10 protein-coding genes and 1 pseudogene are annotated in these 16,781 nt (G+C 31.2%); 1 reads left to right on the top strand and 10 read right to left on the bottom strand.

Translation table 11 applies throughout. The features are described 5' to 3' along the window. The first annotated feature begins 8 nt into the window (after positions 1-8). On the top strand, positions 9-1,871 hold the full coding sequence (locus ERCISPPA3004_RS02525) for a DEAD/DEAH family ATP-dependent RNA helicase (protein WP_157990529.1): 1,863 nt from the start codon (positions 9-11) through the stop codon (positions 1,869-1,871). Positions 1,872-1,948: 77 nt separating this feature from the next. Here the strand turns inward: ERCISPPA3004_RS02525 and acpP are convergent, their stop codons facing one another. The 10 genes and pseudogenes from acpP to fabV form a co-directional block, all read right to left on the bottom strand. Further along, positions 1,949-2,179 (bottom strand): acyl carrier protein, encoded by a 231-nt coding sequence (gene acpP, locus ERCISPPA3004_RS02520; protein WP_157989273.1) that lies wholly within the window; start codon positions 2,177-2,179, stop codon positions 1,949-1,951. 146 nt (positions 2,180-2,325) lie between these two features. Next, the gene (gene fabG / locus ERCISPPA3004_RS02515) at positions 2,326-3,060 is read right to left on the bottom strand and encodes a 3-oxoacyl-ACP reductase FabG (protein WP_157990528.1); all 735 of its coding nucleotides are present in this window, start codon (positions 3,058-3,060) and stop codon (positions 2,326-2,328) included. A gap of 1 nt (position 3,061) precedes the next feature. Then, a pseudogene (gene fabD, locus ERCISPPA3004_RS02510) lies at positions 3,062-4,001 on the bottom strand (ACP S-malonyltransferase). Between the two features lie 29 nt (positions 4,002-4,030). Next, positions 4,031-4,984 (bottom strand): beta-ketoacyl-ACP synthase III, encoded by a 954-nt coding sequence (locus tag ERCISPPA3004_RS02505; RefSeq protein ID WP_157990527.1) that lies wholly within the window; start codon positions 4,982-4,984, stop codon positions 4,031-4,033. A 1,069-nt stretch (positions 4,985-6,053) separates the two neighbouring features. Next, complete coding sequence (gene rpmF / locus ERCISPPA3004_RS02500) at positions 6,054-6,224, bottom strand: 50S ribosomal protein L32 (protein ID WP_157990526.1); 171 nt, start codon at positions 6,222-6,224, stop codon at positions 6,054-6,056. A gap of 1,921 nt (positions 6,225-8,145) precedes the next feature. Beyond that, a complete protein-coding gene (gene hisS, locus ERCISPPA3004_RS02495; protein WP_157990525.1) occupies positions 8,146-9,453 on the bottom strand; it encodes a histidine--tRNA ligase in 1,308 nt (435 codons plus the stop codon). 172 nt (positions 9,454-9,625) lie between these two features. Next, the gene (gene ispG, locus ERCISPPA3004_RS02490) at positions 9,626-10,750 is read right to left on the bottom strand and encodes a flavodoxin-dependent (E)-4-hydroxy-3-methylbut-2-enyl-diphosphate synthase (RefSeq protein WP_157990524.1); all 1,125 of its coding nucleotides are present in this window, start codon (positions 10,748-10,750) and stop codon (positions 9,626-9,628) included. A gap of 1,717 nt (positions 10,751-12,467) precedes the next feature. Beyond that, complete coding sequence (rlmN, locus tag ERCISPPA3004_RS02485) at positions 12,468-13,601, bottom strand: dual-specificity RNA methyltransferase RlmN (protein WP_157990523.1); 1,134 nt, start codon at positions 13,599-13,601, stop codon at positions 12,468-12,470. A 445-nt stretch (positions 13,602-14,046) separates the two neighbouring features. Further along, positions 14,047-14,484 carry a nucleoside-diphosphate kinase gene (gene ndk / locus ERCISPPA3004_RS02480; protein ID WP_157990522.1) on the bottom strand — a complete coding sequence of 146 codons (438 nt, stop codon included), beginning with the start codon at positions 14,482-14,484 and terminating at the stop codon, positions 14,047-14,049. A 490-nt stretch (positions 14,485-14,974) separates the two neighbouring features. Further along, complete coding sequence (fabV, locus tag ERCISPPA3004_RS02475) at positions 14,975-16,174, bottom strand: enoyl-ACP reductase FabV (protein WP_157990521.1); 1,200 nt, start codon at positions 16,172-16,174, stop codon at positions 14,975-14,977. Positions 16,175-16,781: the final 607 nt, after the last annotated feature.

Here is a 16,781-nt window from a genome sequence, read left to right as displayed (position 1 = left end):
TCTACTACATGACGAATATCTATACCACTTTTTCTTCCTTGGGTCTAAAAGATGACCTCTTAAAGTCTTTGAACAGTATGGGTTATATTAAACCATCTCCTATTCAAGCTGAATGTATTCCTCATCTCTTAGCCGGGAGAGATGTATTAGGTATGGCGCAGACTGGTAGTGGAAAAACTGCAGCGTTTGCATTACCACTGATACATAATATTAATGAAACCATAAAAATGCCTCAAATCTTAGTATTGGCACCTACTCGTGAATTAGCCATGCAAGTCTCTGAAGCTATAGCAGAATTCTCTAAACATATGAGAGGTATTCATACCGTAGCGCTTTATGGGGGGCAGCGTTATGATATTCAGTTACGTGCTCTTCGACAGGGTCCGCAAGTTGTAGTGGGAACACCAGGTCGTTTGCTTGACCATCTAAAACGTGGCACATTAAGTTTATCGCATTTACGTGGCTTAGTGTTAGATGAGGCTGATGAAATGCTTCGTATGGGTTTTATTGAAGATGTAGAAACGATTATGTCCAAGATTCCAGATGCTCATCAGACTGCATTGTTTTCTGCTACGATGCCAGAGGCCATTCGTCGCATTACTAAGCGTTTTATGAAAAACCCACAAGAAATACGTATTCAATCGAGTATCACTACGAGGCCAGATATTAATCAGAGCTATTGGGCTGTCTATGGTCGTAAAACAGATGCGCTTACCCGTTTTTTAGAAGTAGAAGATTTTGATGCTGTCATTATTTTTGTGCGCACTAAAAGTGCGACACTAGAGGTTTCTGAAGCGCTTGAACGCAGCGGTTATAACAGTGCCGCATTAAATGGTGATATGAATCAAGCGTTACGAGAGCAAACACTAGAACGCTTAAAAGATGGTCGATTAGATATTCTAATTGCGACTGATGTTGCTGCACGTGGTTTAGATGTTGAACGTATTAGTTTTGTGATTAACTATGATATCCCGATGGATGTAGAGTCTTATGTACATCGAATTGGACGTACTGGTCGTGCAGGTCGTAGAGGTCGCGCTCTTCTCTTTGTAGAATATAGAGAACGTCGTTTATTACGCAATATTGAGCGTAATATGAAGTTACATATCCCTGAAGTTGAGCTTCCGAATGCTCAAATTTTGTCTCAGCGTCGTTTAGCTAACTTCTCTAAAAAAGTAAAAAAACAGCTAGATGGTGGTGATCTGGAAGAATATCGTGCTTTATTATATAAAATACAACCTGCAGATACAATAGATATTGAAACTTTGGCTACAGCGTTGTTAAAAATGGCACAAGGCGAGCGCCCACTTATCGTTGCTATAGATCCACCACAACAGCGTATACGTCGGGAGTATCGAGACGTTAATAATGATCGACGTAGTGATCGTTTAGATCGTGGCATGCGTTCTTTAGGGCATACAAGTCGTTTTCGCAGAGAAAACAGTAACACACAATTATATCGTATTGACTTAGGTCGTGAAAATGGTATAGAAGTGCGTCATATTGTTGGCGCTATGGTAAATGAAGGAAATATTAGCAGTCGTGATATTGGTCATATTAAACTGTTTAGTACATATGCAACTATTGAACTACCAAAAGATATCTCGCATACGATTTTACAGAATGTTGCCAAAACACATATTCTTAATAAACCAATTAATATAAAATTAATCGGTGATGTACAACCTCGTTATATAAATCGCAGTAAAGATCGATTTAGTGAACGCAGTGTCAGTACTGCTTCTTCAGGTACTGGGTTAAGCGCACTCTCTGATAAAGGAGGAAATCGTTATACTACTGAGAAAAAATATGAACGTCGTTTTGGTAATGTTCATGATGGAAAGCATATATTTCGTCGTCGTGATGCATAAATGATTTACTAGAGCTAAAACTCAGGCGATAATAATTTAATCGCCTGAAAGGTATATCTAGTAAGTGTGTTAAATTGCTAGCGAGAGTTAATATAATCAATGGCAGCTTGAACAGTAGTAATTTTTTCAGCTGCTTCATCTGGGATTTCAGTATCAAACTCTTCTTCTAGAGCCATGACTAACTCTACAGTATCTAGAGAATCTGCACCTAAATCTTCTACGAAAGAAGCAATATTAATAACTTCTTCCTGTTTGACTCCGAGCTGCTCGCTAATAATTTTTTTAACTCGTTCTTCTATAGTGCTCATATAGTGTTATTTCCTATCACAACTCGCTTTCGCGATGATTGTTGTAGTGTATAAAATGCTCAAAAAGATGCAACTAAATTTCGATAAGTTACTTAATGATTGTATCTTATTGTATATAATTATGATACATGATCATGATCATAAGGTTAGATCATTAACATTCCACCATTAACGTGCAATGTTTCTCCAGTAATATACGCAGCTTCTTCAGAAGCTAAAAATGCAACAGCATGAGCAATTTCCTCTGCAAGTCCAAAACGACCAATAGGCACTTTTGATATCATATCTGCTTGTCTTTTTGCACTTAAAGAGCGTGTCATTTCAGTATCAATAAAACCTGGAGACACAACATTAACCGTAATACCACGAGAGGCTATTTCTCTAGCTAAAGATTTGCTAAATCCAATTATCCCTGCTTTTGCCGCTGCATAATTTGCTTGACCTATATTGCCCATAGTTCCAACTATAGAACCAATAGTAATAATTCGTCCTGTGCGTTTCTTAATCATGGCTCTGATGACTGCTCTTGATAAGCGGAATATAGGGGTGAGATTGGTGTTTAAGACATCATGCCATTCATCATCTTTCATTCGCATAATTAGATTATCACGTATAATTCCTGCGTTATTAACTAATATATCAATTTCACCAAAATCACTGCGAATTTTTTCTAAAACATGTTCAATGGAAGATACAATTTTTACATTTAATAGAACGCCCTTACCATGATCACCTAAGTAGTTGCTAATAGAATCCGCACCATACTGACTAGTTGCTGTGCCAAGAACTTTAGCGCCATGCGCAGCTAGTGTTTCTGTAATAGCACGCCCGATGCCTCGACTGGCACCAGTAACCATTGCAATCTTGCCTTCGAAATTCATATTATTTTCCTCGTGACTTTTGCAACGCTACGATAAGGCTCTCTGGGTCATTGATTGGTATCGATTTCAAAGTTGGCATAATACGTTTTGTTAGGCCGCTAAGAGTTTTACCTGGACCAATCTCTAACAATAACGTTAGACCTTGTTTTGCAATAAATTCTATATTTTCCATCCAACGTACTGGATTATATAATTGACGGATTAAAGCTGTTTTTATTTTGTTTGGAGAGGTTTGAATCATTACATCAACATTATTTATTACTCGATAAATTGGTGTATGGAAATGTATCTGCTCAAGTATTACCGCAAGTTTTTCTGCCGCTGGTTTCATAAGAGAGCAGTGAGATGGTACGCTAACCGGAAGAGTAAGTATAATTTTTGCCCCAGAAATCTTACAAGCGACACCTGCACGTTCTACTGCAGCTTTATGACCAGCGATAACTACTTGATTAGGTGAATTGTAATTCACTAAGGATACAATCTGATTATGCGCGGACTCTCGACAAACTCTAGTTATTATTTCAGGGTCTAGACCAATAATCACCTGCATCGCGCCTGCATTTTCAGGGTACAGCTTCTTGCATGAATTTTCCACGTAGATCTACTAGTTTAATGGCTTCAGTAAATGATAGAGCTTCTGAGCAAACTAAAGCGCTATATTCACCTAAGCTATGTCCTGCAAGTATTGTTGGCATATTTTTACTTTCGTCTTGCCAAATACGAAAAATGGAAACAGATGCCGTTAATATAGCTGCCTGAGTTCTCCGGGTTTGATTTAATTTTTCGGTTGGCCCTTTTTGTACTAACTTCCAAAGATCGTACCCAAGTACATCTGAGGCTTCTGTAAAAGTTTGCTCCACTTTATTATAGGTTGCAGCTAAATCGTTTAACATGCCTTTTTTTTGCACTCCCTGTCCTGGGAAAATCATTGCAAATTTCATAACTTTTCCTATCATTAATATTTTGATAATTAAAAACGCACTAAAGCCGACCCCCAAGTAAACCCACTTCCAAAGGCTTCAAGAAGTAATAATTGACCGCGCTGAATACGATTATCACGAACTGCTGTATCAAGCGCTGAAGGCACAGAAGCTGCAGAAGTATTACCATGACGGTAAAGAGTAATGATAATTTTAGTCATATCTAAACCTAATTTTCGCGCAGTAGCATTAATAATACGTAGGTTTGCTTGATGTGGAATTAGCCAGTCTATATCAGAACAGATAAGATTGTTGACTTTTAGGGTTTCCTCAACAATATGTGCTAATTTAGTTACAGCTATTTTAAAAACTTCATGTCCAACCATATTAATATAAGAAGGATGCTGTAGTTTCTTATGATCCTGATGGAGTAACGTTAACAAAGGGGCATATTGTCCATCTGCGTGAAGATGTGTTGAAATAATTCCTTCCTCTTTGCTTGCGCCTAGAACCACCGCTCCAGCACCATCTCCAAATAAAATTAGTGTTCCACGATCATGAGGGTCTAACATACGGGATAAAACGTCAGATCCAATTACTAATGCATATTTTATGGAATGGCTCCTGATATATTGATCCGCTACACTTAGTGCATAGGTAAAACCAGAGCAAGCTGCAGATAGATCAAAAGATACTGCATCATTAATTTTTAGCATTTTTTGAATCATACAGGCAGAACTTGGAAAGGCATGGCTGGAAGATGTAGTAGCTACTATAATTAGATTAATATCAGTTTTTTTAATACCAGACATTTCTAAAGCATTAAGTGCTGCCTGAAAACCCATGGTTGCTACATTTTCTTTTGGGTGTGCAATGCGCCTCTCACAAATACCGGTGCGAGACCTAATCCATTCGTCTGACGTGTCTACCATTTTTTCCAGATCGGCATTTGTTCGTATCTGCTTTGGTAAATAGCTACCTGTACCAATAATCTTTGTATACATGTACTTTAGTCGCTCTTTGGTAATGAGATAGCTTGTAGATGTGTATAAAATATTTTTAAAAAGCTTTTTTCTGCAAAGTTTGCTATATATTCTATATATCTGAGATTAATGTATTTTAATTTTTGGAACCATTGGCTTGTTATTATTGCATTCTAAAAACCTAAAAAATAGACACTATTAAAATAATCAGGATTTGCATGTCCGAATTATATTACTCAATGTTTTATTATATAACCTTTTTAGCAAGAACTAGTATAATATTGTTGCGATATATCTAGTATTTTTAATTTGAATAGAGACATCCTTTGGGTGGTGTTTTTTATAGTTTATATGACAAATGATTATGCAAAATCATCATATATAAGCATATTTATTTTATCAGCAAGGAAATAAGTATCCTAGATATATCTAAATAGAATAAATTTTTGTAGATTTTTGAGTAGTAAAAATACAACACCTTTAATAGATTGTCATTTTTCATTTTTTTATGTCAATATTTATTAGGCTTATACAGGGACTGTTCATAGTTAGAGTCTCTGTATATTACTAATAAATTTATAATGATATATTATACTAGAAAATAGTATCTTAATTAACAAAATTCCTACAGTTAGCAGTACGACTTTTTCTTTGTTGTCTAACATAATAGTCATTAATATTGATCTATAAAGCATGTTAAGTTATGTTAATAACACACTTGACTAATGTAGCTCTGTTCTAAGTATTGCTAATGCTTACATATGCAGATGATTTTCCTTTTTGATCCGTTTTGACGTTAGTTGTACAGAATGATTTTCATATATTTTGAGTAATTTTACATAGGGCAAGTGTTTTGCAGATTATCTAATTGATTAGAAATAATTTTTTCGGTTTTTTATAAAAAAGTATCTATTTAACAAATAATAATGAAATTAAATTGTAATCACCAACCAAAAGAATATCTAAATTTAAATTGAATACCAGAGCGTTTATTAATAATGGCGATGAAATAATATAAGAACCATAATTTCCACCCATGGTATTTTATGTTTAAGGTTAAATTTTTCAATATACCTTAAAAAAAGTGGAATTATTTAAAGATAACTTTTTTTCCGCGGTAATAACCATCGGAAGTAATATGGTGGCGCCGATGTATTTCTCTGGATGTTTGATCTACGGAAAGTTGAGGTTCAGTTAAGACATCATGAGAACGACGCATACCTCTTTTAGAACGCGTAGGTTTGTTTTTTTGTACAGCCATCAATTTTCCCCTTGTGATATAAATATATATCTATTATACAGGACAAGTCTGTTATTCAGTCTATTGTTTTAGATTTTGAAAAATATAGTATTTTTATTTATATATGTTTTGTTAATATTTTTAAAATTAAACACAAAAATTGAATGAGTAAAGTGTTTATTACATAATCACTGATATTTTACTTTTAATCGACAAAAGAATATAAAAATTTATAAGGCTGAGAATTTTATGTATTACTGCTTATTAATGATGAAGTAGAATGAAAAATACATACAATATTTTAGTTGCCTTTAGTAATGTAATCTTAAAATTTTAAAGAATGTTTCGCATAGTTGACAGCCGGCTAATTTACACACCAAGTTTTGTTTAAAATTTAATATATAAGATTATAACTTACTTTGACTATCTTAATAGGTAATCGCTATTTTTTATTTTTTTCAAAAATCTATTGAGATTTTTATTATTTTTTTTAGTTATTCTCATGAGATCATTCTCTAATGAACTAATGATTTTTTTGTGTATCGAGAAGGTATTACTATTCATGTTGTAATGCTTAAGGTTAAAGAATTCAATTTATTATAGATTAATCGTCAATATATTAATAGAGCATGTTGTGTATTTTTATGATGACTAGAGAGACTCTATAAATTTTTTAAGTAGTCTAAAATATTTAATTTATTAAAATTTTATACAACATTATAATGGATAATGATCATTATTATGCGTTGTTAAAATATAATGTTCTTTTAATATGCAAAGATTGTTCATAATATCTTATTAGGATATTATCCTTTAATTATTGCTACTGTTATTTGCTTTATCTGACATAAAATTTGATGCATTAAACTTTATATAAAATTTCCTTAGATGTACCATTATTACACTTCGACTATGTTTATACGCATGCACGAATATGATTTTGATTATATGTTTATGTATTATAATTAAGGCAGGTTAGTTTAATAACTAAAATTTTATTATAACATATGCAAAGAGAATTTAATATGTTTAAATGAATAAGATCACTATATATTGACCTTTTTTCGCTAACTATTCTAGGGTATAACTATTATTGAGTTTATATAGCGAAGGTGTATTATTTTCGTCTGTTGGTTTTATGTTTGTTAAGACATACTGCTTATTAAGATGCTTAAAGATACTATCTTTATAGTACATTGTTTAAATCAATTACATTTTTTCAACACTGAGTGAACTACTATTAATTAGCGTGTTAAATGAATTTTATTTTTATATCATGCTCATATCTTTTTGATAAGTTATTATAGCTTGTAAAGATCTTCTGTCTGAATAGATTTCTCACCAAGAAAAAACCTAAAAACGATTGAATCATAAATGATTCATTATAGTTAAAATAAGCTAGAATTTTACATCAGCATACATAAAATAATTTAGATGAAATAAAGATATATCGTATCAAAAAATTATAGAAAATTTTAATTTATCTATTTTAAGAGCTATTAATAGATGACTTGTATGTTATATAAAACTATTAAAAGTATTCTATAAATATCAATATTATTTAATAAATATGAGAAATATTATTTAGTATAAACTTAGTGTTTATTAGTTAGATGTTATAATGTGATAATTCTATTATATATACATAAAAATATAATTTTTCTGAACTATTATAATGATTTTTAAAATACTAAACCCATCCTGATCATTAATATATTGTTATGTATAAAACAGATAAGCCAATTATCTGAACAGTATTTATAAATTCTCTATATAATGCTCTAAATGTTATAATATGTAAATATTTTTAAGTTTAGATTAAAACATCGCATAATATTAGGTAATATACCTGTTAGGTTATTTGAAAAAATTTAACTAATAATTTTATAAAATTTTTATTTTCCATGATATTGATCATAGCAGAAGTTTATTTTAAATTAGATTAATCATAAATTTTATTTTTCTTTTCTGGTGTATTAGTTAATAGTGCTCGCAGTGTGCCAGCGGCATGATATTGAGATACTGTTTTTTGAATTCCATTAGACAAATCTTTAATTGTGCATTGATGATCGGCAACTTCATTTTCACCTAAAGCTAAAACAAGGCGTGCAGCTAATTTATTTGCTCTGGCAAATTGTGCACTAAAGTTTCCACCACCAAAATGATTCATTATTTTAAATTCCGGTAGTTGGTTTCGGAGATACTCGGCAAAAGTTAACATAGAGTTTTTTGCACATTGACCTGAAGATATAAGATAGATATCAACAACTTTTTGGGTTTTTAATAAGGGAAAAACTGAACGAACAAGCAATATTAATCTCTCTAGTCCAATAGCACAACCAACTGCTGGAATATCAGGCCCGCCCAGTAGTTTAACTAGATAATCATATCGTCCACCAGCACATATTGCACCTTGAGACCCAAGACTATTGGTAATCCATTCAAACACCGTGTTATTATAGTAGTCTAGGCCACGTACAAGACGCTGATTAATATGATAAGAAACACCGGCAAGATCTAATAAGCGGCATAGCTCAGTGAAATGTTCACGTGAGGCGTTATCTAGATAATCTATAAGTGATGGCATATCGTCAAGTAATGCTTGCATGGAAGGGTTTTTGCTATCAAGTATTCGTATGGGATTAGAATATATGCGACGTTTTGAGTCGTTATCTAGTTTTTTAATATTCTTTTCAAGCATATTGACTAGTATATGGTGATAATTTTTTCGTGTTTCTATTGATCCTATAGAGTTGATCTCTAATTGAACATGATTATCTATACCTAATATTTTCCAGCATCGAGCGGTCATGATAATGAGTTCTGCGTCAATATCTGGACCTTTGAGTCCAAATACTTCAGAGCCAATTTGATAAAATTGTCTGTATCGACCTTTTTGGGGACGTTCATAACGAAACATAGGACCCATATACCACAGACGTTGTTCTTGATTATAAAAAAGACTATGTTCAATTCCCGCGCGAACACAGCCAGCTGTTCCTTCTGGTCGTAAAGTAATTCCCTCGCCGTGACGATCATTAAAGTTGTACATCTCTCTATTAATAATGTCAGTATCTTCGCCAATGGCGCGTTTAAATAAATGCGTACATTCGATAAGTGGAGTTCGAATTTCATTAAATCCGTAATTAAAAAGTATCTGAGCAAGAACTGTTTCTACATGTTGATAGAGAGAGATGTCAGTGGGTAGCACATCATTCATACCGCGAATTGCTTTTATTGTTTTTGTCACTGTATATATTCTCTTAGAGTAGAAACTTTAAATTATATCAGTTTATCTAATTGAGATCCGCCATTGTGTCTATACCTTTATGTGATTATTTACTTTTTTTTAGTTATTCTTCTCTTTTCTTTATCTATCTTATTTGATTTTTATGTTCACTAAAAAATAAAAACTATTTTATTTATGGATTAGTGATTGTCTTTATATCAATATTACAAGTAGTGTTAAGTTCATGCGATTTACGTCGAATGTGTTTCTCAAGTTGGTCGACAATCATCTGATTATCTAGACGCTCATGTAACTGAATACCATCCTCGTAGAGACTGCTACTTTTTTTTCTACCAGATACCGCTATAGTTGCGAGCTTAGCTTCACCAGGGCCATTTACCATGCATCCTATAATAGCGACATCCATGGGAGTTATAATATCTGACAAACGTTCTTCTAAGATATTTACTATGCTAATTACATCAAATTCTTGTCGTGAACAGGTTGGACACGCAATAAAATTAATACCACGTGAACGAATACGTAAAGATCTGAGTATATCAAAGCCAACTTTAACTTCTTCTAGTGGATTAGCCGCTAGAGAGATACGTAGTGTATCTCCAATACCGTCTAGTAAAAGAGATCCTATAGCAATGGCTGACTTTACTGCGCCGGCCCGTGCGCCACCAGATTCTGTAATACCTAGATGAAGGGGTTGTTGAATCTGTGTAGCTAAAAGACGATATGATTCCATAGCGATCAAAACATCAGATGATTTGACACTAACTTTAAATGAATTAAAGTTTAATTTATCTAGATATTCAATCTGACGCAAAGCGGATTCTAGTAATGCTTGCGGACTTGGTTTTTTATATTTTTGTTGTAGATTTTGTTCTAGTGATCCACTGTTTATCCCAATTCTAATGGGAATATTGTGATATCGAGCGCATTCAACAACAGAACGAATACGTGATTTGTTTCCAATATTACCTGGATTAATACGTAAGCAATCTACACCATATTCAGCAACTTTTAAAGCAATTCGATAGTCAAAATGAATATCTGCAATTATTGGCACATTAACTTGTTTTTTTATTAAACGAATCGCTTCTGCAGATTCTATTGTAGGCGCTGAAACTCTCACGATATCAACACCAATACGTTCTAGAGCTTTAATTTGGTTAATAGTTTCTGGAATATTAGTCGTACAGGTGTTTGTCATAGATTGAATTGTAATTGGCGCATTGTCACCTACAGGGACTTTACCAACATAAATGCGTGTTGACTTACGACGTGTGATGTGTTTGACATGAGACATGGTTTTTCCACAGTTACTTATCACATGAGAAAGATATATGTAAAATTAATAAAAATTAGACAAGTATGTTATTTCATATAGTAATATATATACTATAGTTAATAACTTTTATGCTAATTTTTGCTGAAATTTTAATATATAATTATTAACCGGCGATAAAATCAATATAAATACAGAATATATTTTAACTGAATTCTAAATTTTTCTTTTAATAGTTATATATATTGTCAGATAGAAATCCTTTCATCTATAATATGATGCTGATAATAAAGATTGATTGGGTGTAGTTTAATTTGGTCTATCACTAATACGAATTGAATCGTATCTTTAAAAAGCATTAGAGCTTATCATCAGAATTATCATCTTTATTTAATCGTATTATATGAACAAACACTTATGATATCTTATATCAATAATTAATTATTATTTTCTGTAATTTATATAGTGTTTCACGATGATGCAAGGAAAATCCTGCATTTTTAAGAATAGAGAAGAAAGATTTTAGAACTTATTTTATATCTAAATATAATATCATTTGAGGTCGTATTAATCTACTAAAGGTTCATTTATTTTTTAAAATTAATCATTATTGACTGCAATTCCTACATGTTGGTCATGTATTAAAAAGTATATTTTTTAAAAAATTTGTGTGATTTTCTCAAATAATTATGATAATTGTTGCCACAACACAACATATTGTTAATCATATACAAATTATTAATATTTTTTCTTTTTTTATCCTGCTCTAGAGAGAAGCTTTTCATTACTAAAATATGTGAACTTTTATTGCAGATCTCTAATCTATTATAGAAATTAATTCTTCTTCAGGGGGCGAGAACTAGGCAAGCATATAGTCTAATATACACTCAAAAGAAAGATTAATGCTAGTGAGACAGTTATGTGATTATCTTTAATTTCTTAAATAATAGCCATGTTCAATTAAAGATGTCCAGTAATATGTTATTGGGTAAATCCTAGGTGTTTACGGGCACTATATAGAGTCGCTTTAGTTAAAGTGATTGTGTATATATTTCGAGTGTTGTCAGTATTCATAAGCAAAAATATTCTACTATTATATTAATAATAACAAATTACGTTAGTTGGCGTATTAAAAATAATATGTGATATTTGATTTTTTTATTAACATAGCAGATTAACATTGTTATAGATTTCACGCATAAATCATAAAGGATCCTTGATTATTTTTTTTAAACTTGACTTGATACTTTTGGTTAGTTAGCGTAAATCAATATTATTTGGATAAGACTGCATATTTTCATATGCAGTGAGTGTATACTTAAGTGAGAGCAATATACATTTTATAAAAGTAATAATATAATATACATTATAGTAAATTTTTTATATTAATTTTTTGCAATATAAAATTATTAAGAATGAATTTTACATTGGACCTGGATGCGCATAACATAGATTATGCAAGAATACTTTTTTATATGTGCTTTTTCCTTTAATTTTAGGCAAGTTGTAACTAAATGCTTTTGCAAAGTCTTGAAGTGATGCGCTATTTACGAAATAGTTGTTTTTTAAGAGAGTAGTATTGATATATAAATATATAGTTTTCATTTTAAGTTTTTTTATTAGAAAAGCTTAGAGACAATATTTATATATTCTAGACTTACTTGCAAGCGGATATTTTATTTAAGAGAGCTATATTAGTATTCATCGTATTATTTTATCTATTCTTTATATTATGATCTCATATGCGTTTGATGCGTTTGGTACGGTTTAAAACATTTCCAGTTAATTGCCCACAAGCTGCATTAATATCTTTTCCACGAGTTTTTCGAACAATAGTGGTAAAACCATGTGCCATTAAAATCTTAGAAAAACGATCAATACAACTATTTGAACTACGATTGTATGATGCTCCAGGAAAAGGATTCCATGGAATTAAATTAATTTTACATGGAGTATCCTTAAGAAGGACAGCTAGTTTATATGCATGATTTATTTTGTCATTGATTTTATCTAGCATGACATATTCAATGATTACTTTTCCTTGATTAGCTTTAGATGTACTAATGTAACGCCGCACTGATCTTAATAAATCTTCAATATTATATTTAATATTAATAGGCATAATTTTATTACGTAGTTTATTCTCTGCTGCATGCAGAGAAATTGCTAATGCAACATCTAATTTTTTACATAGTTTGTCTATCGCTGGCGTTATCCCTGAGGTTGAGATAGTCACGCGTCTTTTAGATAGACAAAAACCAAAATCATCTAACATGAGCTCGATTGCTGATATAACATTAGTGAGATTTAAAAGCGGTTCCCCCATACCCATCATCACCACATTTGTAAAAGGACGTTGGCGAGTATTAGCATCCATTCTCAATCTTTGTGCAGCTCTCCATACTTGACCAATAATTTCAGATACTAATAAGTTTCGGTTAAAGCCTTGTTGTGCTGTTGAGCAGAATGTGCATCCTAGCGCGCATCCAACTTGTGAAGATATACATAGTGTACTTCGATCTTTTTCTGGAATGTATACTGTTTCAATATTTTGATTACCGACCTGCATAGCCCACTTAATTGTGCCATCTGATGACTTTTGCTCTTTTGTTATTTCGGGTGCTCGAATCTCAGCGATAGTTTGGAGTTTAGCTCGAAATATTTTTTTGATATCTGTCATTTGAGAAAAATCAGAACAATAGTATCGATAAATCCATCGCATCATTTGCTCAGTATAGAATGGTGGTGCATCTATACTAATAAAAAATTGACGTATTTGTTGACGATTTAAGTCTAATAGATTTATTTTTGTCTTTTTTTGTATCAGTTTGATAGGTAATGTAGATAATGGGTTAACCATTAACGTGTTCATAAATAGTGTTTAACCTTCTATTAATTAGTTAGAGCGGTGTGCCACATAATATGATAGAACACAGAATTGATAAGTTATTTCACTGATTGTAGAGGTTCTTTCCAATGATTTATGTGAGATTCTGTGAGATTGTTTAGGAACCTATTGAATAAACGCATAAATAATTACATTGCTAACAGTTATCTAGAGCCATTTTAGTAACTTAGTCTTTGCAGTTTTCTATAAGATAAGCTGATTAGTTATTAAATCATGTTAAGATTCTTTTAAAGAAATTTTAGTTAATAGACATAATTTTTCGAAAGATCACTAAAACTAACTAATATAACTATATTATCATATGCCGTCATATATTATGAAAAAGAATTTATATTGAACATTGTAAAAGAAATTTAGGGTAGATGATATTATATATTTTTTGCTAAATACTTATTAGTTTTTTATTATTTTATAATTGATATTTTTTTGAAAATAGCTCATAACAACTAAAGAAAAAATTGATTTCACGTGTTGAAGATATAGATGAATCAGAACCATGAATTGCATTTTCGGTCAAGCTATCTGCATAATCTGCTCGTATAGTTCCAGAAATGGCATGTATCGGGTTCGTTGCACCCATTAACTGACGATAAGATTGAATAGCATTCTCTCCTTCAAGGACAGAAATCAGAGATGGTCCTGAAATCATGCACTGAATAAGATTTTGAAAAAAAATTTTGTCTTGGTGTTCTGCATAAAATTCTCTTGCTTGACATAGAGTTAATTGTAACATTTTGCAACCAATAATGGTTAGTTCAGCGCATTCTAAACGGTCGAAAATTTTACCAATAATCTTTTTTTCTACTGCGTGTGGTTTTATAATCGATAAAGTACGTTCAATAGTCATGTCATGCTCTAGTTTATAAAAAATAGCCTAAGAGAAATGTTTGTATTTTAGCGAGGAATGAATAATCTATAAAAAGACATTTAACATTACTTTTTATCGATGATGAATCTGTATGGCATTAAAAATTAATTCTTATAACAATCACATTTAATTGTTTTTATAAAAATATCATATTACAATAATAATATTAGCATATTGAGATTCTATCGTAAGCTGTCTGAATTTAAAATAGAAAAATTTTAAATATCTAACAATTAATCCTTTGTAAAATTTTTGATTGTTACATTAAACAGTAAACATACTTTAAATATTTCTATTATATATATAATCAATAAGATATATATAATATATTTTTTGTATATTTTTAAATCTTAATCAATTTTAAATTATATTTTGGATTAGGTGTATCGAGATTTCTAGCATTTGACTAAATTCTTTAATTAATATTAAATAATTTTAATAATAATAACTCTTTTATTTGTTTAGTCAACTATATCTGAGTAAGGTTTTTAATATTTATCATGGGATTGATTTTTTCTTTATAATTTACGTTTTTAGAACCAAACCCAAATAGGCGTATAAATTCCTTCTTATACCCAACTAAGTCAGTCATGCTGTGCAAGTTGTCATTGTTCACTGCAAACCAGAGTTGAATAATTTTTTCTTGAATATCAGGATGAATTTCTGTATAATCTGCTCTTAAGCGCCCCATAGCATCTAATATAGGAAAATTATTATATAAGCCGTTTTTATATAACCCATATATTTGTTCGATGCAACCTTCATGTGTACCTTGTTCTTTTGCTAATTTTAAGAGTAGAGATAAATAAAGAGGCATAACTGGAATCGCAGAGCTTGCTTGAGTTACTACTGCTCTGAGTACTGCAATGCGAGCATCACCGTTACCATGTGTTACTAACATCTGACGAATTTTCGTGCTATGTTGCTCTAGATCTTTTTTGGCCGCACCGATTGATCCATTCCAGTAGATATCTTGCGTGATTTTTTCACCTAAATAAGTAAATGCGATAGTTTTTGCACCTTTTGCGAGTACATCGGCTTCTATCAGTGCCTGAATCCACATTTGCCAATTTTCTCCACCCATAACAGCTATGGTGCTATTAATTTCTTTTTGTGAAGCAGGATCTAAAGAGATATCTACAACAGTTTCTGTATCAGTGTTTAATCCTCTTGTTTTTAATGTTTTACCGATTGGTTTTAATGTAGCGTAATGAATTTTACCAGTTTTTGAATGTAGACAGCGAGAACTAGCTAGGCTATATACTACTAAATCGACTTGTCCTAAATCTTTTCTAATAAGCTCAATAGTTTTCCTTTTCATAAGATCTGAATAGGCATCACCATTAATACTTTTTGAGTATAACCCCTCCGAATTTGCTAATTCTTCAAAAGCAGCAGTATTATACCAACCAGCGCTCCCTGGTTTATTTTGTTTACCTGGGCGTTCTAAAAAAATCCCTAATGTGCTTGCTGAGCAGGCAAAAGCAGAAACAATCCGAGCGGCTAATCCATACCCTGTTGAAGAGCCGATGATCAATGCTTTTTTAGGTCCAGGTTTTATAGATCCTTCAGAAAGGACATATTTTACTTGTTGCTTTACATTGTACTTGCAACCTTCAGGGTGAGATGTTACACATATAAATCCACGAATTCGTGGTTGAATAATCATTCTTACCTCAGTTATAAATATATTAAATAATTTTATGGTGTGTTTATAGTCTTAATGTATAGCATTGATCTAGAGTACGATATATTATTTTGGTATCAAAATAAATTACTTAAGTTGAGGTTATATTATTATACTTTTTTTTCTTTTTTATTATACTGAGAAGGTTGTGTATTGCATGGAATAATTTAAGAGAATTTTTTAAATTCGAGAGCTATGTTTATGATTTATACCTTGTTCCTCTATAATTTTTAGATGCAGTGCATGAAGTAAGGTATTGTTTTATGGAGATTATTTCTAAAGTATATAATTTATCACATAAAAAATAATATATCAGTGTTCATTATATAAGTAAATAGTTAAAATTTCTACTAATCTTGTAAAATGACATGTAATTATTATTTAATAATTATCCAATATCTATCGTCAAATTTATTATACAATAACTAAGATTCATCTATTTGGAAAGATATTTTTAAAACATATTTAATTTTAGAACATATTTCAAAATTAATAATGCTTATTTAATTTTATTTTAGAAATAATAATTTTATATTTTTATATAATGATTGGAATATTTTTCAGTATTATTGATTTATTAATTTACAAA

Origin of the sequence: Candidatus Erwinia haradaeae (assembly GCF_900698995.1) — a bacterium.
Taxonomy (GTDB): domain Bacteria; phylum Pseudomonadota; class Gammaproteobacteria; order Enterobacterales; family Enterobacteriaceae; genus Erwinia_E; species Erwinia_E haradaeae_C.
This window is presented reverse-complemented; position numbering and strand designations above follow the sequence as displayed.

Bases quoted from the DNA above. Each gene is read 5' to 3' on its own strand.
- ERCISPPA3004_RS02525 (WP_157990529.1), top strand. From the start codon at position 9: ATGACGAATATCTATACCACTTTTTCTTCCTTGGGTCTAAAAGATGAC.
- acpP (WP_157989273.1), bottom strand. From the start codon at position 2,179: ATGAGCACTATAGAAGAACGAGTTAAAAAAATTATTAGCGAGCAGCTC.
- fabG (WP_157990528.1), bottom strand. From the start codon at position 3,060: ATGAATTTCGAAGGCAAGATTGCAATGGTTACTGGTGCCAGTCGAGGC.
- ERCISPPA3004_RS02505 (WP_157990527.1), bottom strand. From the start codon at position 4,984: ATGTATACAAAGATTATTGGTACAGGTAGCTATTTACCAAAGCAGATA.
- rpmF (WP_157990526.1), bottom strand. From the start codon at position 6,224: ATGGCTGTACAAAAAAACAAACCTACGCGTTCTAAAAGAGGTATGCGT.
- ispG (WP_157990524.1), bottom strand. From the start codon at position 10,750: ATGTCTCATGTCAAACACATCACACGTCGTAAGTCAACACGCATTTAT.
- rlmN (WP_157990523.1), bottom strand. From the start codon at position 13,601: ATGAACACGTTAATGGTTAACCCATTATCTACATTACCTATCAAACTG.
- ndk (WP_157990522.1), bottom strand. From the start codon at position 14,484: ATGACTATTGAACGTACTTTATCGATTATAAAACCACACGCAGTAGAA.
- fabV (WP_157990521.1), bottom strand. From the start codon at position 16,174: ATGATTATTCAACCACGAATTCGTGGATTTATATGTGTAACATCTCAC.